The organism is Derxia lacustris (assembly GCF_002105195.1).
In the GTDB taxonomy this organism is placed as follows: domain Bacteria; phylum Pseudomonadota; class Gammaproteobacteria; order Burkholderiales; family Burkholderiaceae_E; genus Derxia; species Derxia lacustris.
Genome location: NZ_MUHU01000002.1, coordinates 1 through 17,755 on the forward strand (window position 1 = coordinate 1; position 17,755 = coordinate 17,755).

General features: G+C 70.9%; 11 protein-coding genes. 7 read left to right on the top strand and 4 right to left on the bottom strand.

The genetic code is table 11. The features are described 5' to 3' along the window. Window positions 1–81 precede the first annotated feature (81 nt). Window positions 82–1,485 carry an aryl-sulfate sulfotransferase gene (locus B9P64_RS01850; RefSeq protein WP_085314587.1) on the bottom strand — a complete coding sequence of 468 codons (1,404 nt, stop codon included), beginning with the start codon at window positions 1,483–1,485 and terminating at the stop codon, window positions 82–84. Between the two features lie 305 nt (window positions 1,486–1,790). On the opposite strand from B9P64_RS01850, the gene B9P64_RS01855 reads away from it, so the two are divergent. Next, a complete protein-coding gene (locus B9P64_RS01855; RefSeq protein ID WP_085314588.1) occupies window positions 1,791–3,572 on the top strand; it encodes a PepSY domain-containing protein in 1,782 nt (593 codons plus the stop codon). 74 nt (window positions 3,573–3,646) lie between these two features. Beyond that, on the top strand, window positions 3,647–4,036 hold the full coding sequence (locus B9P64_RS01860) for a hypothetical protein (RefSeq protein ID WP_085314589.1): 390 nt from the start codon (window positions 3,647–3,649) through the stop codon (window positions 4,034–4,036). A gap of 244 nt (window positions 4,037–4,280) precedes the next feature. On the opposite strand, the gene B9P64_RS01865 is transcribed toward B9P64_RS01860, so the two are convergent. Further along, the gene (locus tag B9P64_RS01865) at window positions 4,281–7,007 is read right to left on the bottom strand and encodes a TonB-dependent receptor (RefSeq protein ID WP_235839872.1); all 2,727 of its coding nucleotides are present in this window, start codon (window positions 7,005–7,007) and stop codon (window positions 4,281–4,283) included. Between the two features lie 10 nt (window positions 7,008–7,017). On the opposite strand from B9P64_RS01865, the gene B9P64_RS23450 reads away from it, so the two are divergent. The 4 genes from B9P64_RS23450 to B9P64_RS01880 all read left to right on the top strand — a co-directional run bounded on the left by B9P64_RS23450 (window position 7,018) and on the right by B9P64_RS01880 (window position 13,606). Further along, complete coding sequence (locus tag B9P64_RS23450) at window positions 7,018–7,527, top strand: hypothetical protein (protein ID WP_139826097.1); 510 nt, start codon at window positions 7,018–7,020, stop codon at window positions 7,525–7,527. 71 nt (window positions 7,528–7,598) lie between these two features. Continuing rightward, window positions 7,599–10,118, top strand: a complete 2,520-nt coding sequence (locus B9P64_RS01870; RefSeq protein WP_085314590.1) for a DUF3772 domain-containing protein — start codon at window positions 7,599–7,601, stop codon at window positions 10,116–10,118. Window positions 10,119–10,256: 138 nt separating this feature from the next. Continuing rightward, window positions 10,257–12,968: a lamin tail domain-containing protein gene (locus B9P64_RS01875; protein ID WP_085314591.1), complete on the top strand. Its 2,712-nt coding sequence runs from the start codon at window positions 10,257–10,259 to the stop codon at window positions 12,966–12,968. A 23-nt stretch (window positions 12,969–12,991) separates the two neighbouring features. Next, window positions 12,992–13,606 (top strand): NF038129 family PEP-CTERM protein, encoded by a 615-nt coding sequence (locus tag B9P64_RS01880; RefSeq protein ID WP_085314592.1) that lies wholly within the window; start codon window positions 12,992–12,994, stop codon window positions 13,604–13,606. A 49-nt stretch (window positions 13,607–13,655) separates the two neighbouring features. Here the strand turns inward: B9P64_RS01880 and B9P64_RS01885 are convergent, their stop codons facing one another. After that, window positions 13,656–14,459 carry a response regulator gene (locus tag B9P64_RS01885; protein ID WP_085314593.1) on the bottom strand — a complete coding sequence of 268 codons (804 nt, stop codon included), beginning with the start codon at window positions 14,457–14,459 and terminating at the stop codon, window positions 13,656–13,658. After that, window positions 14,444–15,961, bottom strand: a complete 1,518-nt coding sequence (locus tag B9P64_RS01890; protein WP_085314594.1) for a sensor histidine kinase — start codon at window positions 15,959–15,961, stop codon at window positions 14,444–14,446. The genes B9P64_RS01885 and B9P64_RS01890 overlap by 16 nt, the downstream gene beginning before the upstream one ends. 219 nt (window positions 15,962–16,180) lie before the next feature. On the opposite strand from B9P64_RS01890, the gene B9P64_RS01895 reads away from it, so the two are divergent. Continuing rightward, window positions 16,181–17,755 carry an ABC transporter substrate-binding protein gene (locus B9P64_RS01895; RefSeq protein ID WP_085314595.1) on the top strand — a complete coding sequence of 525 codons (1,575 nt, stop codon included), beginning with the start codon at window positions 16,181–16,183 and terminating at the stop codon, window positions 17,753–17,755.

Genomic DNA, 17,755 nt, shown 5'->3' on the forward strand with positions numbered 1-17,755 from the left:
CCCGCCGCGTCCAGCGGCGGCCGCTTGCGTCAGCCGCGCCCCGGCCCGATCCCCACCGCGCGCCGGAGCAAAACCAAAACCTCACCGGCCGCTGGGCAGCCACGAAGCCGGCACAGGCTGAGCCCGATAGAGCTGGTGATTCACGCTCGCGCGCCCCGTCACCGCATCCTTGCCGGTGCGCGGAAACGCATTCACGTACTCCCACACGATCTCGCCCTCGCGCGTCACCTGGAACAGCCGCCCGCTCTGCCCTTCGTCGATGAAGGTATTGCCGTTGGGCAGCCGCCGCGCGGCGCTGATGTGCGTGCTGCGGAAGCTCCAGCTCGGTCCGCCCGAATCCTCGCCGGTGTACTGCCACACGATCTGCTTGGTCACCGGATCGATCTCCAGCACGCGCGAGCCGCCGGTGGTCGGCAGCGCCACCGGCGGATAGCCGGCCTCGCCCTGGTTGTCGAACACCAGCAGATTGCCCGCGCCTGGCAGCCCCTCGGGAATGATCTGGGCATCGTGCTGGCCGCTGATCTGGTCGACTGGGCGCGGAACCTTCCGCCCGGCCGCGCCGCGCGGAATCTCGGGATAGTTGGGCCCGAGCGTCCACACCACCTTGCCGGTCTTGCGCTCGACGATGGCGATGAAGTTGGCGTTGCGCGAATCGACGATCAGGTTGTCGGGCGCGAAGCGCGTGTCGCCGGCGGCGAACCAGCGGTTGGGGCCGACCGGCTTCATGTTGTTGAAGTGCAGATAGTCGGCATCGTCGGTCGCGCGCAGCAGCGCCAGCTGCTCGGGCGTGAAGCCGAACTCCTCCACATGGTCGCCGGCGCGCCAGGTCCAGACGATCTCGCCGGCCGGGTTCACCTCGTGGATCACGTCGTCGAGCAGCTTCGGCAGCTTGAAGCCGGCGATGGCGCGGGTCTCGTTGGCCAGCACCACGGTGTTGCCGTTGGGCAACCGTGCCCAGTCGTGATGCTGGCGCGCAAAGCCGCCGGGCGCCTTGTCGCCAAAGCTCCACACCAGCTTGCCGTCCCAGTCCAGCTCGCCGATGGTCTTGCTTATGCGGTTGTTGACGCGGCCCGGGATCAGGTCGGTGCCGGCGCCCTCGCCGAGCGCCAGCGTGACGAACACATGGCCGCGCCGGCCGCCGTTGAGCGCCGGATCGATGGCGGTGCTGAAGGCGGCGGCGTCCTTCCATTCGCGCACCGTGTTGCCCTTGAGGTCGATGAGCCGCGCGATGTTGTCGCCGCCGGTGAACAGCACATAGCCGTCCCAGGCGCGCGCCGCGTCAAGCCGCGTGGTGCCGACCGGAAACACGCTCGGCCCGGCGACGGCGGACGGCGCCACGGCGGCGCCGAGGCCGGCCAGCGCCAGCGCCGCCGCCAGCTGGCGCAGACGACCCGCGCGCGGCTTGCGCGCCACGGCAGACGAAGCGAACCGGCGCGCGGCACGGCGGAAAACGGCGCCGAGGCGCAGGGAAACGGGCAGGGACATGAGCGGACTCTGAGCAAGGGAATGGGCAGCCCGTTGCAGCCGACATGCCATGCCGGTTCTGCTGCCGAGCCAGCAGAACCGCGCCCGCCCGGCCAAGGACGCAAGGCTTTGCAGCAGCGCCGCGCGCGCCGCTGACGCGATTGCAGCAGCCCGCGCGCGCAACTTGCGGAGAACCGCGCAGCCCGCCGCAGCCGCCTGAAAATCCCTTTCGCAATCAATGACTTGCAGACGGGCGTCGGCCGGCACCGAACTTGCCCGAGCGCGCCATCCCTTCATCCACTTCATCGCCGCCGGCCGGAGATTCGATGCAACGCCTGCTCTATCAAGTCCACCGCTGGGCCGGGGTCGTCCTCGCGCTCTTCATGCTCATCTGGTTCGGATCGGGCCTGCTCATCATGTATGCGCCGCCGTCCGCGCTCGGCCGCGCCGAGCAGCTCGAACACGGCGATCCGCTCGCGCCCGAGGCCGGCTGGCTCGGCGTGGGCGAGGCCTGGCAGCGCAGCGCCGCACAGCGGCAGGCGCAGGCGGCCAAGGCCGCCGCCAACAAGGCCGACGGCGCCAAGGACGCCGCCAGGCCGGAAGGCGCGATGGGCGCTGCCATGGGCGGCGGCGCAGCCCATGCCGACCACGGCGGCAAATCCGATGCGCGCGCCGACCTCGTCGCCGACGCCCGCCTCGTGCGTCAGGCCGGCACGCCGGTCTGGCTGGTCGAGGACGGACGCGGCCAGCGGCTCGCGCTGTCGGCGCTCGACGGCAGCCTGCGCCGCGTGTCGGCCGACGACGCGGTGCGCATCGCCGCCAACTGGATCGAGAACGATGCCGATACCGCGCCGGCCGACGCCGCCCGCCTGGTCCATCTCGACACCGGCCCGCAGGACTCGGCGGTGCGCAATCACGACGGCCTGCGCCCCTTCCACCGCATCGGTGTGAGCGGCAGCAGCCGCGAAATCCTGGTCTCGGCGCGCACCGGCGAGGTCGTGCGCGACAGCACCGCCTTCACGCGCGGCCTCTACTGGGCCGGCAACTGGATCCATCTGCTGCGCGCGGTCGACCTGTTCGAGGTGAAGGACCTGCGCCGCGACGTGCTGATGTGGCTCGCCTTCTTCTCGTTCGCCGCCAGCCTCACCGGACTCATCATCGGCTGGCAGCGCTGGCGCCCGGCCGGCGGCCGCAAGCCGCAGTACAAGGGCGGCCGCGCCCATCCCTACCGCGACGTGTGGAACACCTGGCACTTCTGGGCCGGCCTGATCGGCGGCATCGCCGCGCTGCTCTGGGGCTTCAGCGGCTGGTTCAACGGCAATCCGTTCCAGATGTTCACGCCGGCCAATCCCAGCCGCGAGGAGCTGGTGCGCTATCAGGGCGCCGGCCTGCCGCAGGCCGCGCTCGACTGGCGCCCGGCCGCGCTGGCCGCTGCCGGTGCCGATCCGGCCGCGCCCCTCGCCCTGGCCGGCGCCGCCAGCACCCGCCCGGTGGTCGAGCTGGCCTGGCGCCGCCTCGGCGATCAGGCCACCCTGGTCGCCACCACGCGCGACGGCGAACGTCTGCCGCAAACCGCCCCCGGCGCGGTCGACCGCTTCGGCGATGCCGCACTGGTCGCCGCCGTCGGCCGGCTCGCCGGTGCCACGCCGGTCGCGCAGCAGCAGCTCGTCACCGACTACGACAGCTACTACTACGCGCGCCATCGCCAGGGCGTGGTCGACCGGCCGCTGCCGGTGCTGCGCGTCGATCTGGCCGATGCCGCCGGCACCCGCTTCTATCTCGATCCGCAGGACGGCCGACTGCTGGTGCGCTCCGATACCAGCCGCCGCGTCTATCGCTGGGTCTGGTCGGCCATCCATCACTGGGATTTCGGCTGGCTCGCGCATCGCCCGGTCTGGGACCTGTGGATGCTGAGCTTCGTCGGCCTCGGTCTGGCGCTGTCGGTCACCTCGGTCGTGCTCGGCTGGAAGCGGCTGCGCCGCACCTTCGGCGTCAAGGACGCGCCCAAGCCGCGCCAGCCGGCGCCGGCACGCCCGGCGGCGGTCGATGCGCCCGGGCCGCTCGCCGATGCGGCGCGCGTCGTGGCCGACACCGCCCAGCCCGGCTGAGCGCGCACCGCGTTCAACTCGATCCAACCCGTCCCGCCCGCGCCTCGGCGCGGGCATTTTTTTGGAGTCTCGCCATGAACCGATCCGCCCTGACCCGATCCCGCCGCGCCGCACCGGCCGCGCTTGCCGCCCCGCTTGCCGCGCTGCTCGCGCTCGGCCTGCTCGCCAGCCCGGCAGCCCGCGCCGGCACGCTGGCCAACGGCAGCTGGACGCCCGCCAGCTGCGGCGCCCGGCCCGAAGCCCCGGCGCTCGATCTAAAGGATGAGAAGGCCTACAACCGCAGCGTCGACGCGGTGAACGCCTATCGCCAGGCCGCGCGCGCCTATGTCGACTGCCTGGCCACCGAAGCCAATGCCGATCTGCAAACCATCACCCGCAGCGCGCGCGATGTGCAGCAGGCCACGCGCGATGCCGACGCCAGGATCCTGGCCGACGTGAAGGCCGCCGAAGCGAAGTTCAAGTAAGCCGCCCGGCCGCCCGGGCCGCGCCGCCGCTGCGGCAGGGCGAGCGCGCAAAAAAAAGCCCGGACTTTCGTCCGGGCACAAGGTGCGTTGCGCACCTGAGGGGAAACCGCCAAGAGCCCCGCGGCCACCACCCCGGGACCGGTACGCAACGCCGGCCGGTGGCGCCTCCGCCGGGAGAACCGCCGGCCTGACCATCGAATCGCGCCCGCCGGCCGCCCGCATCGGGCGCCGGCGGGCGCGCGCATCACAGGCTGCCGCTCAGCACCAGACCGACCCAGCGCGGGTACGGATTCGGCTCATAGCTCGACCAGCCCTTTTCATGCGAGCGGTCGTCGAACAGGTTGCGCACCACGATCGAGGCATCGAAGCCCTTGCGCGCCGTGCCGACGCCGAACGACAGGTCGGTCGTCGAATGCGCGCCGACCCAGGTGAAGTCGGACAGCGATTCGTCGTTGTTGTAGCGCGTGGTGAAGGCCGTGTTCACGCTCACATGCGCCACCTTGTCGCCGTAGATCGGCTGGCGATACTCGCCGCCGACGTTGACCAGCAGCTTGGGCGCACCCGCCAGCGCCTTGCCGCTCTGGTCCACGAACACCGCGCTCAGGTAGTTCAGCTCCGACGGCTTGCCGGCATTGGTAAAGCGCTTGTACTTGGCATCGTTGTACGAGGCCGAGACGCGCAGCTGGGTGTTGCGCAGGCCGCTGTACACGCCGTCGATCTCGATGCCCTTGGACTGCACCTTTTCAGCATTGCCCTGCACCGACACGTACTGGGTCGAGCCCTGCTGCGCGGTCTGGAACTCGTCCACCGCCACCACCGTCTGCTGGTAGTCGCGGATGTTCATCAGGAACAGGTTCGCATTCAGCGTCAGCGTGCGGTCGAGCAGCACCGACTTGAAGCCCAGCTCGAAATCGTTGGTGCGCTCGGGCTTGACCGTCGTGTCGTGGTTGTTGACCTGGAGCACCGAGCCCGACTTCTCGCCGTACTGCCAGCTCACATAGCCGGTGAAGTTCTCGTTGAACTTGTAGGTCGGGCTCACGACTGCCGTCGGCAGCACGCGGTCCTTGTAGTCGCCGGCCACGCCCGAGTAGAGGCCGTTGATGCGCGCGAGCCGGATCGCCTTGGCCGCCGCGACCTGGGCCTTCTGGGCCGCGGTCAGGCTCGAATAGGTCGACACGCCGTAGTAGCGCTGCGCGACCGAGTCGGCGACTGCCGTCTGCGCCGCCGAATTCGCCGCGGTCAGATTGTTGGACGAGTCGAGCGCAAAGCCGCCGAGCGCGCCGCCGTTGGCCAGCTTGAGCCCGTACTGGGTGCTGGCCGGATTGAGCGCGCTGCCCACGCCGTTGTTGGCGACCCAGGCCCAGGTCTCGCTGTGGCGCTTTTCCTGGCCGATGCGCAGGCCGGTGTTCAGGCCCAGGTCGTCGGTCAGATGCCAGGTGGCATTGCCGTAGATCGCCGTGCTGCGGGTGCGGATGTTGTTGCGGCTGATCGTGTACAGGTCGTCGAGCGAATCGCGCAGCAGCGCCAGGCCGGCGCCGCGGTTGGTGCCGGCATTGGTGTCCAGCCGCTCGTACTGGGTGATGTTGGCGTACCAGGCGCCCGCATCGTTGCCAAAGCCGGCATGGCTCTCGACCGTGTCGCGGGTGGTCAGCGCATACAGGCCGGCCACGTAGTCCACGAAGCCGCCCGGCTGGTTGGCGATCTTCACTTCCTGGCTCAGCTGGTTGTAGTACACGCCGCCGCCGCCGAACTTGGCCACGTCGAACACCGTGCCTTCGTCGTTGCGCGCGTCGAAGGTGTAGTTGCGGAAGCCGGTGATCGAGGTGACCGTGTGGCTGCCCGTGTCCCAGTCGAGCTTGAGCGAGCCGCCCTTGTTGGACACGTACTGGCCTTCGGTGCGGTCAAAGCTCACCGAGCCGGAACGCACCGGCTGGTTGAGATAGTTGGCATAGGTCAGGCCACGGTTGGCAAACCACGACCGCGCCGAATGGCTCACGCCGTTCGCATCGGTAAAGCCGTTGAGCAGCGAGCGCACCGAGGTGCCGGTCTTGTCGACCAGCGTGCCGTCGGCGTAGCGCAGCGGCGTGTCCACGTAGTTGCTCAGGCCGTTCTGCAGCTGGGTGGTGTGCGGCTCGATGTCGATGCTGAACAGCGCCTTGAAGTCGCTGCTCGGCGTCAGCAGGAACTGGGCGCGGCCCGAGATGCGGTCCTTGTTGTAGAGGCTGTAGCTGCCGCGATCGTTGCTGGTGTTGCTGTAGTAGCCGCGCCCCTTGTTGACGCTGAAGGAGCTGCGCCAGGCCAGCAGGTCCTCGATGATGGTGCCGCCGAGCGCCGCCTTGGCGATGACCGTGTCGCGCTGGCCGTAGGTGAGCTGGTAGTCGGCGGTGGGTGCGAACGACGGCTGCTTGCTGTTGACCACCAGTTCGCCGGCGGTGGCGCCCTTGCCGCCGCGCGTGCCCTGCGGACCGCGATAGACCTCGACCGAATCCACGTCGTAGAAGTCGAAGTTGCCGAGCTGGGTCAGGCCGTAGCTCACGCCGTCCACGGTCAGCAGCACGCTCGGGTCCTGCGTCTCGGTAAAGCCGCGCTTGCCCAGGCCGCGGATCGACAGGCTGCCGCCGCGCGTATTGCTCTGGTTGTACGACACGCTCGATGCGCGCTTGGTGATCGAGCCGAGGTCGGCGGCCAGTTCACGGTCGAGCTCGGCGCCCGACACCACCGCCACCGAGACCGGCACTTCCTTCAGCTTCTCGATCTTGGGCCGGCCGCGCACGGTCACCGCCTCGAGCGCATTGGCCTCGGCCGCGTTGGGCGCGGCAGCCTGCTGGGCGACGGCATTGCCGCCCGCCAGCAGCGCCAGACCGGCCACCAGTGCGGCGGCCAGCGGCGAGCGACGGAACGGCGAAACGCCGGAATTGGCCTGGCCCCGGCGGGCTGCGGCGGAAATCGTTGGTTGGTTGCGCGGATTCAAGAGACCCCCCTTGTTTTTGGCTGATTACAAAATTGCGAGCCAGCTCCTTCAGCAGTTCACATGCCAATTGAAAAAACAATTTCCAATTGCGACCGCAATTGCAGCAGTCGCATCTGATTTGCAGCAGCAGGCTGTTGGCGCAATGACAGCGATGCGAATTGCAGCAGCGCCAACCGACCGCTCTGCGACAATTGCGGCAGCCCTTGCTGCGAATCGAACGCGCAATTGTTGCTGCCGGAAATCCTCACCTACCCAGGGGATTGCGGGCGCAGATGCAAATCGTTCAGGGCAGCGCCGGATTTTCGGCAGGCGCTTGCACAAAACCCTTCATGCAATTGGCGGCAATGAATTCATTGCCGCCAATTGCATGCGCGGCCCAAATTGCGGCGCATTGCCGGCAATCGGCAATATGCCGCCGCCGGCAATCTCCGGCGGGCGCACGGCAATTGGCCAGCAATCGGCCGGCAATCTGGCGGTGGCAATTGGCGCGCGCCGCCCGGTCAATTGGCGGGCCGGCTGAAACACACCGCCACGCGGCCGCCGCACGACGGGCGGCAGAATCGGCCGCTTCGCGATTCCTCCAGGCAGTCCATGACCCACGGCCCCTCCCCGCGCCGCGCCGGCCTGACGCGGGCGCTGCTGCGCTCGATCTGTGCCGCGCTCGCGCTGCTGCTGCTGCTCGCCGGCCCGGCCGGCGCCGCGCCGCATGCGCCCACGCCCGCGCCCAGCGCCGACACGCTGCGCATCGACGCCACGCTCGACGCAACCCGATCCCAGCTCGACGCGATCCAGAAGCGGCTCGCCGACGACATCGACGATGCCGAGCTGGCCCGGCTGCGCGACGGCGCGCTCGCCATCCAGGCGCGCGCCGACCAGACCGCCGCCGCGCTCGCGCCCCAGCTCGACGGCGTGAAGGCGCGCCTCGCCGAGCTGGGCCCGGCGCCCGAGGCCGGCGCGGTCGCGCCCGAGGCCGCCGACGTGGCGGCCCAGCGCAGCGCGCTCAACCGCGACAGCGCCACGCTCGATGCCCAGCTCAAGCTGGCGCGCCTGCTCGGCGTGGAGGGCGAGCAGGCCGCCAACCTCATCTCCGACCTGCGCCGCACCCGGTTCCAGGCCCGGCTCGGCGAGCGCACCGCCTCGATCCTGGCGCCGGCGTTCTGGACCGAGCTGGGCGCCAATCTGCCGCGCGACCTGAGCCGGCTGGCGCCGCTGCGCACAGAGCTGACCGACACCGTGCGGGCGGCGCCGGGCTGGCTCTGGCCGCTGGCGGCATTGGCGCTGACGGCGCTCGGCGCGGCGCGCTGGTGGCTCGGGCGCTGGCTGATGCGGCTGACCGCCTCGCGCGTGCCGGCCGGCCGGCTGCGCCGCTCGGCGCTGGCGGCGGCGCTGGCCACGCTCGGCACGCTGGCGCCCGGGCTGATGGCGCTGACGCTGCATGCGGCGCTCGATGCGCCCGGCCAGCTGTCGGAGCCGGTCGAGTCGCTGCTGGCCGGGCTGGTCGGCGTGGTGTTCTTCGGCGGCTATGTGGCGGGGCTGGGCCATGCGCTGCTGTCGCCCGAGCGGCCGTCCTGGCGCCTGCCGCCGCTGCCCGACAACACGGCGCGGCGCATGCGCATCTATCCGCGCCTGCTCGGCACCGTGGTGGTGGTCGGCTGGCTCGGCGAGCGGCTGGCCAGCACGGTGAGCGCGACGCTCACCACCGCCGTGGCCTGGAACTGCATCTACGGCCTGGTGCTGGCGCTGATGATGGGCAGCACGCTGCTGCGCATCGAGCGGCTGCGCCACGAGGCCTTCGCCGATCCGGCCCAGCCCGATCCGGCGCCGCGCCCGACCTGGCTGGCGCTGCTGATCGGCGCCGGCTGGGTCGCGCTGGTGGCCAGCGTGGCCAGCTTCGCCATCGGCTATGTGGCGCTCGGCGCCTTCATCACGCGCCAGGTGGCCTGGGTCGCCATCGTCGGCACCACCGCCTATCTGCTGCTCACGCTGATCGACGACGCCTGCATGGGCCTGGTGGCCGAGCGCGCCCGGCGCGACGACGCGGCCGCGCCGGCCGGGCATGGCGGTCATGCCGGCCATCCCGACCATGGCGGCCAGACCGCCGGCGCCGATCCGGCCGACGCGCCCCGCCCCGGCGGCGCGCGCCAGCTGGCGGTGCTGGCCTCGGGCCTGCTGCGGCTGGTGCTGCTGCTGTTTGCGCTGGCCATCGTGCTGGCGCCGTTCGGCGCCGGGCCCGATGAGCTGGCACATCGCGGCGCCCAGCTCGGCGAAGGGCTGGCGATCGGCGAGATCAACCTGAGCCCCTACGCGCTGCTGCGCGCGCTCGTGGTGTTTGCCGGCGGCATGTTCGCGGTGCGCATCGCGCGCGACTGGCTCGCCGAGCGCTTTCTGCCGACCACGCGGGTCGATGCCGGCATGCGCGCCTCGATGACCTCGCTGCTGGGCTATGCGGGCGGCGTGTTCGCGTTTGCGCTGGCGCTGTCGGCGGTGGGCCTGAGCCTGGACCGCATCGCCTGGGTGGCCAGCGCGCTGTCGGTCGGCATCGGCTTTGGCTTGCAGGCGGTGGTGCAGAACTTCGTCTCGGGCCTGATCCTGCTGGCCGAGCGGCCGGTCAAGGTCGGCGACTGGGTCGCGCTCGGCGGCGTCGAGGGCGACATCCTGCGCATCAATGTGCGCGCCACCGAAATCCAGATGGGCGACCGCTCGACGGTCATCGTCCCCAACTCCGAGTTCATCACCAAGACGGTCCGCAACGTCACCCGCGCCGATCCGCTCGGGCTGGTGCAGATCAAGCTGCCGATGCCGCTCGACTGCGACGTGAACCGGGTGCGCGCGACCATGCTCGAAGCCTTCACCGCGCACGAGGCGGTGCTGCCGGGCCCGGCGCCGAGCGTGTACCTGGACGGCATCGACGGCGGCAATCTGGTGTTCAACGCCACCGGCTTCGTCGGCTCGCCGCGCGACAGCTATGGCGTGCGCAGCGCGCTGCTGTTCGATGTGCTCGGCCGGCTGCGCGCCGCCGGCATCGGCATGGCGCGCCAGCCGACGATGCTGCTGCGCGAGGCGCCGGCCGCCGCCGCCGCGCCGCCTTCGCTGCCGCAGCCGCCGGCCTGAGCGACCGCGCCACGGGTGAGCGCTGACCCGCGCGAGTGCGTCACCGAAAGCGGTAAAACCCGGCATCGCATCACGGCCCTGCCATCTGGTTCGGACATTTTCGGAACAGCCTTCCGAAACCTTTCCGTCCGAGACCCGATGCCCACTCCTCCCGTCCTTCGCCCCCTCATCGTGGCGCTTGCGCTTGCCGGTCTGGCCGGCAATGCGCTCGCCGCCGGCAGCGTCGCCATCAGCCAGATCTACGGCGGCGGCGGCAACAGCGGTGCCACGCTCAAGAACGATTTCATCGAGCTGCGCAACATCGGCAGCGTCGCGGTCAGCCTCAACGGCTGGAGCGTGCAGTACGCATCCAGCTCCGGCACCAACTGGGCGGTCACGCCGCTCGGCAATCTCACGCTGCAACCGGGGCAGTTCTTTCTGGTGCAGGAAGCCCAGGGCGCCAACGGCACGACCGCCCTGCCCACGCCCGATGCGAGCGGCAGCATTCCGATGTCGGCCACGACCGGCAAGGTGGCGCTGGTCGGCAGCACCACCGCGCTCACCTGCGGCAGCAACTGCGCCGGCAACACGGCCGCCGGCGTGATCGACTTCGTGGGCTTTGGCAGCGCCAACAACGGCGAGGCCGGCACCACCGGCACGCTGAACAACAGCAGCGCCGCGCTGCGCGCCGGCAACGGCTGCACCGACAGCGACAGCAATGCCAACGACTTCACCGTGGGCACGCCCAATCCGCGCAACCGCAGCACGCCGTATGAGGCCTGCGCGGCGGGCGGCGGGGGCGGCGGCAGCGGCGGTTCGGGCGGCAGTGGCGGCACGGGCGGCGGCAGCGCCGGCAGCACCCGCATCCACGACATCCAGGGCCGCGCGCACCGCTCGCCGCTCGAAGGCACGACGGTGACCGGCGTGCCGGGCATCGTCACCGCCGTGCTCAGCGCCGGCTTCTATCTGCAAGACCCGACGCCCGATACCGACCCGGCCACCTCGGAAGGCATCTACGTCTACACCGGCAGCGCGCCCACGGTGCAGGTCGGCGACTCGGTGCTGGTCGGCGGCAAGGTCACCGAATACCGCCCGGGCGCCGATGCCGACAACCTGACCGTCACCGAACTCACCGCGCCCACGGTCAGCATCGTGTCGCGCGGCAATGCGCTGCCGGCCGCCACCGTGGTCGGCACGGCCGGCCGGCTGCCGCCGGGCAAGACCATCTATGCCGGCGCCAGCGGCGATGTGGAAACGCTCGGCAATCTCAAGCCCGCCAGCAACGGCCTCGACTTCTACGAAAGCCTCGAAGGCATGCGGTTGCAGCTCAACAACCCGGTCGCCAGCGGCCCGACCAACAGCTACAGCGAACTCTCGCTGCTGCCCGACTTCGGCAACGCCGCCAGCACGCGCACCACGCGCGGCGGCATCGTGATCGCGGCCGACGACTACAACCCCGAGCGCGTGATCGTCGACGACGGCGCGGTCAAGGTGCCGGCCGCCAACACCGGCGCGAGCTTCACCCGCGTGGTCGGCGTGCTCGACTACAACTTTGGCAACTACAAGCTGCTGGCGACCGAACTCGCGGGCTTTGCCGCCGGCACGCTGGCGCCCGAAACCACCCGCGCCGCCACGGCCGACGAACTCACCGTGGCCTCGTTCAATGTCGAGAACCTGGCCGCGACCAACCCGGTCGGCAAGTTCGACCGGCTGGCCGCGCAGATCGTGGGCAACCTGCGCGCGCCCGACGTGATCGGCCTGATGGAGATCCAGGACAACAACGGCGCCACCGACAACGGCGTGGTCGATGCGAGCAGCACCGTGGCCGCGCTCACCGCCGCCATCGCGCGCGCCGGCGGGCCGGCCTATGCCTTCCGCGCGATCAATCCGGTCAACGATCAGGATGGCGGCGAGCCGGGCGGCAACATCCGCCAGGGCTTTCTGTTCAACCCGGCGCGCGTGGGCTTTGTGGACCGTTCGGGTGCCACGCCCACCACGGCCAATGCGGTCGTCGTGAGCGGCGGCAAGCCGGCGCTCAGGTACAGCCCGGGCCGCGTCGATCCGACCAATGCGGCCTTCGCCAGCAGCCGCAAGCCGCTCGCGGCCGAGTTCACGTTCAACGGCCACACGCTGTTCATCGTGGCCAACCACTTCAACAGCAAGGGCGGCGACCAGCCGCTGTTTGGCCGCAACCAGCCGCCGGCGCTGGCGAGCGAAACCCAGCGCAATCAGCAGGCCAGCGTCGTGGCCGGCTTCGTGAGCCAGCTGCTCGCGGCCGACGCCAGCGCCAAGGTGCTGGTGCTGGGCGATCTCAACGACTTCGAGTTCTCGAATCCGGTCGGCAAGCTCAAGGCTGCCGGCATGGTCGATCTGGTCGAGACGCTGCCGGCGGTCGAGCGCTACACCTATGTCTACGACGGCAATTCGCAGGTGCTCGACCACATCATGGTCAGCAGCGCGCTGGCCAGCCGCGCCGACTACGACGTGGTGCATGTGAACTCCGAGTTCGCCGATCAGGCCAGCGATCACGAGCCGGAAGTGGTGCGGCTGAACCTGCCGGTGGTGTGGAAGAGCCTGGCCGGTCAGGCCGGCTACACGCTGTCGGGCCTGTCGTACAACCGGCTCACCCAGCTGTATCAGGGCACGGTCAAGCTCACCGCCAATGCCGATCTGGCGGCGCCGCTGGCGCTGGCGCTGTCGGGCCTGCCGGCCGGCGTGACGCTGGCCAATGCCGGGCTCACGGCCAACGGCCTGCCCGCCATCGAGCTGCCCGGCAGCCTCGCGCGCGGCGCGACGCTGACGCTGACGCTGCAGTTCCGCAATCCCGCCAACGTTCGCATCGGCTACACGCCGGTGCTGCTCGGCCGCTGAAGCCCGCTTTCCAGGACATCGCCATGACGACCCTCTTCCTCAAGCGCGGCCTTGCGCTCGCCGGCCTCGTCGCCGGTCTTGCGGCCGCCCTGCCGGCCCAGGCCGCGACCGCGTTCCGCTTCAGCTTCGACACGTCGAGTCTGGCCGGCAGCAGCGGCAATCTCGATTTCAGCTTCATCGGGCTGGCCGATGCGCCGGCCGCGACGGCCGCCATCGGCGCGCTGAGCGGCGGCAGCAGCGCCGGCAGCGCCCTGCTCGACGGCGACGCCAGCGCCACCGCCGGCGGCTGGCTGCTCGGCAACGGCGGCGGCTTCAACGCCGTGTGGCAGCCGTGGAGCTTTGGCCAGACGCTCAGCTTTGTCGTGAGCCTGGACGGCGACTACGGCGCCGCCGCCAGCGGCACGACCTTCGCGTTCCGGCTCTGGAATGCCGACGGCAGCCAGACCCTGCTCGGCGGCGACAACTTCGGCGATCTGGCGCATGCCGATCTGCTGCCCGGCGGCGCCGTCGTCACCACGCTGCTGACGGCGGCCGGCGGCGTGTCGCCGGTGCCCGAGCCCGACATGGCGCCGCTCGCCGGCCTGGGTCTGGCGCTGACCGGCTGGGCGGTGCGACGCCAGCGGCGCATGGCGGCCTGAGCGCGCTGGCCTGAGCGCGGCGGTCCGGGCGCGGCGGTCCGGGCGGCGCTCAGCCCAGCACCGCCTCCACCTCGGCCAGCAGCACGCGCGAATCGATCGGCCGCAGCAGATAGCGCACCGCGCCGAGCTGCAGCGCGCGCAGCCGGGCGCTCTGCTCCCAGCGCGTGCTGGTGATGAAGACGAAGGGCACGCCGCGCAGCCGGGCGTCGTCCTTGACCTGCCGGATGAAATCGAAGCCGCTGCCGGTGCCCATGCCCACGTCCGAGATGATGAGATCGGGCACTTCCTCGCGTGCCAGCGCAATGCCCTGCTCCACCGTGGCGGCGGTGCGCACGCGATAGCCGAGCGGCGTCAGGCAGCTGGTGACGATGCTCAGGTTGTCGGCCACGTCGTCCACCACCAGCACGCGTTCGCGCACGATGGCGCTGGCGCGCGGCTCGACGGCCGGGGCGGTGTGCGGCACTGGCGGCGCGGCCGACGGCCGGCGCGCCCGGCCCAGATGCATGCCGATGCGCTCGACGAAGCCTTCGGGCTCGATCGGCTTGGCGAGGTAGTCGTCGAAGCCCTCGGCCAGCAGCCGCTCGCGGTCGCCGAGCATGGCGAAGGCGGTCAGCGCCACGATCGGCACGTCGGCCAGCCGGGGCTCGGCCCGCGCCGCGCGCACGAAGGCATCGCCGCTCATGCCGGGCAGCTGGATGTCGCACAGGATCAGGTCGGGCCGGCGTGCCAGCGCCGCCTGCCAGCCGGCCTCGGCATCGGCGGCCACGCGGCAGTCGTGCCCCCAGACGCCGAGCAGATAGGTGAGCAGATCGGCGTTGGCCGGGTGGTCCTCGATGATCAGGATGTCCGCCATGCCACCGGCTCCAGCACCAGGGTGAATCGGCTGCCCACGCCGGCAGTGCTCTCGAACTCGATGCGCCCGCCGAGCAGTTCGGCGAGCTTGGCGCTGAGATGCAGGCCCAGGCCGGTGCCGCCGGCCTGGCGCTGGGCGTCGCCCACCTGCGAGAAGGCGCCGAACAGGCGCGGCTGGTCCTCGGCCGCGATGCCCACGCCGGTATCGGTCACGGAGAAGTCGAGCCGGCCGGCGGCGCCGTCGCCGCTGCGCGCGAGTTCGAGCGACACCCCGCCGCGGTCGGTGAACTTGATGGCATTGGCCACCAGATTGAGCAGCACCTGATGCAGCGCGCGCCGGTCGGTGTCGACCACGGTCTCGCTGCCGGGCAGGCGCAGGTCGAAGCCGATGCCGCGCGCCTGGGCCTGGGCCCGCAGCGAGGCATCGACCGCCAGCAGCACCTCGTCGCAGCTCACGCGGTCGCGCCGCAGCTCCACCCGGCCGGACTGGATCTTGGCCAGGTCGAGCAGGTCGTTGATGAGCGACAGCAGATGCTGGGCGCTGCCCTTGATGGTGCCGAGCTGGCGCTCCTGCTCGACGGTGAGCGGGCCCGGCAGCTTCATGAGCAGGATGCCGGTGAAGCCGATGATGGGGTTGAGCGGCGTGCGCAGCTCATGGCTCATGGTGGCGAGGAAGCGGTCCTTGGCCTGGTTGGCCAGCAGCAGCTCGGCATTCTTTTCCTGCAATGCGCGCTCGGTGCGGCGGCGCTCGGTGGTGTCGCGGATCGCGCTCATCACGAACAGGCCGTTGTTGGTGACGAGCGGGCCGAGGCTGATCTCGACCGGGAATTCGCTGCCGTCGGCGCGCAGGCCGTACAGGTCGAGCCCGGTGCCCATGTTGCGGGCGCGCGGCGCGGCGAAGTAGCCGCTGCGGTGGCCGGCATGGGCCTGGCGGTAGCGCGCCGGCAGCAGGGTCTCGATGGTGGCGCCGACAATGGCGCGCCGGTCATGGCCGAACATGCGCTCGGCATGGGCGTTGAACAGCACGATGCGGCCGCATTCGTTGACGATGACCGTCGGGTCGGGCACCGATTCGAGCAGGTCGCGGTAGCGCGCCTCGATGAACTCGGCATCGCGCCGCACCCGCGCCGCCGTGGTGTCGCGCAGCGCGCAGACGTAATGGCTGGCCGCGCCGGTGCTGTCGCGCACCACGCTCACGCTGGCTTCGACCGCCAGCAGCATGCCGTCGCGGTGGTGGCGGATGAAGCTGGCGCTGTCGTGGCCGCTGGCGGCGGCATCGGCCAGCATCCGGCGGTGCTCGTCGAGCCGGTCGGGCGGGACGATGAGGCCGGCGAGCTTGCGCCCGACCGCCTCGTCGGCGCTGTAGCCGAAGGTCCGGGTCGCGCCCGGGCTCCACAGCTGCACGCAGCCGCCGGCATCGAGCGTGATGAGCGCATCGGGCGAGGCATCGACGAACAGGCCGGCCAGCTGGGCCTGGTCGTCGGCAGTCAGGGCGAAGGGCATGTGCTCCCCCCTCGGGATGGGACGGGCAGTTGCGCCGCCAAGCGTGTCTGCCATCTGCGGATGTTGCGCGCAGTACGCGGCCGCTGCTGCAAAAGCCGCATTCCGGTTGCAGCTTTGTGCGGCGCCGCCGCCGGCGCCGGTATGTGTCAGGCCCTGTCGGCGCTGCGGATCGCCACGCGCGCTTCGTAGAATGGCCGCGCCTTCACTTCCAGAGCACGCATGCAACGTCGCCGCCTCCTCCAGAGCCTTGCCGGGCTCGCCCTGCCGCTGCCCGCCGCGCGCGCTGCCGATCCGGCCGAAAGCCTGCGCATCGGCCTCGCCGCCGACATCACCACCTTCGATCCGCACTGGCTCAACACCGCGCCCAACCTGTCGGCGCACAGCCATGTGTTCGAGGCGCTGACGCGCAACGACGCGGATGCGCGCGTGGTGCCGGGGCTGGCGCAGTCGTGGAAGGCGCTCGATGCCCACACCTGGGAGTTCAAGCTCAGGCCGGGCGTGCGCTTTCACGACGGCAGCGAACTCACGGCCGACGACGTGGCCTTCAGCCTGGAGCGGCCCAACACGCTCAGCGGCTCGCCCGGCCCCTTCACCAGCGCGACCCGGCCCATCGCCGAAAAGACCGCCGTCGACAAGCTCACGCTGCGCCTGCGCACCCGCGAGCCCAATTACGCGCCGCTGCTGATCGATCTGAACAGCGTGTTCATCGTCAGCCGGCGCGCCGCCGCCAAGGCCGGCGAGGAGGCGTTCACGCGCGGCACGGCGGCCATCGGCACCGGGCCGTACAAGCTCGCGCGCTTTGCGCCCGGCGAGGGCGTGGAGCTGGAGGCGTTTGCCGGCTATCACGGCAGCAAGCCGGCATTTGCCCAGGCACTGCTGCGGTCGCAGAGCAGCGATGCGGCGCGCGTGGCGGCGCTGCTGTCGGGCGATGTGGGCGCGATCGAAAGCCCGCCCACCGCCGATCTGGCGCGGCTGGCCAAGGACCCGCGCTGGCGCGTCGAGCAGAAGGTGTCGTGGCGCACGCTGTTCCTGCATCTGGATCAGGGCCGCGAGGTCTCGCCCTTTGTCGCGGCCAAGGACGGCAAGCCGCTGGCCGCCAATCCGCTGCGCGATCTGCGGGTGCGGCGCGCGCTGTCGCTGGCGATCAACCGCGCGGCCATCGTGGCGCGCGTGATGGAGGGCAATGCGGTGGCGGCCGGCAATCTGGTGTCGCCGCCGATCTTCGGCCACGACCCGGCGCTCAAGCCCGAGGCCTTCGATGCCGACGGCGCGAAAAAGCTGCTGGCCGAGGCCGGCTATCCGGACGGCTTTGCGCTGACGCTGCACGGCCCGGCCGACCGCTACATCAACGACGACCAGATTCTTCAGGCGGTGGCGCAGATGCTGGCGCGCATCGGCATCGCGACCAAGGTGCAGACCTATCCGGCGGCGGCCTATTTCCAGCGCATGCGTGCCGGCGAGTTCTCGGTGGCGCTGCTCGGCTGGGGCTCGCAGGCCGGCGATCTGGCGCTGCGCTCGCTGCTGATGACGCCCGACGCCGTCGCCGGCTGGGGCGCGTGGAACTGGGGCAAGTACAGCAATCCGGCGCTGGATGCTGCGGTGAAGCAGGCGCTGACCACGCTGGAGCCGAGTGCGCGCGAAGCCGCGTCGCGCGTGGCGATGGGCATTGCGATGAAGGATGTGGCCTGCATTCCGCTGCATCACCAGCTGGCCAGCTGGGCGACGCGGCGCGAGCTGCGCTATGCCGCGCGTACCGACGAATTCACCTTCGCCTTCGACTTCGCGCGCGCCTGA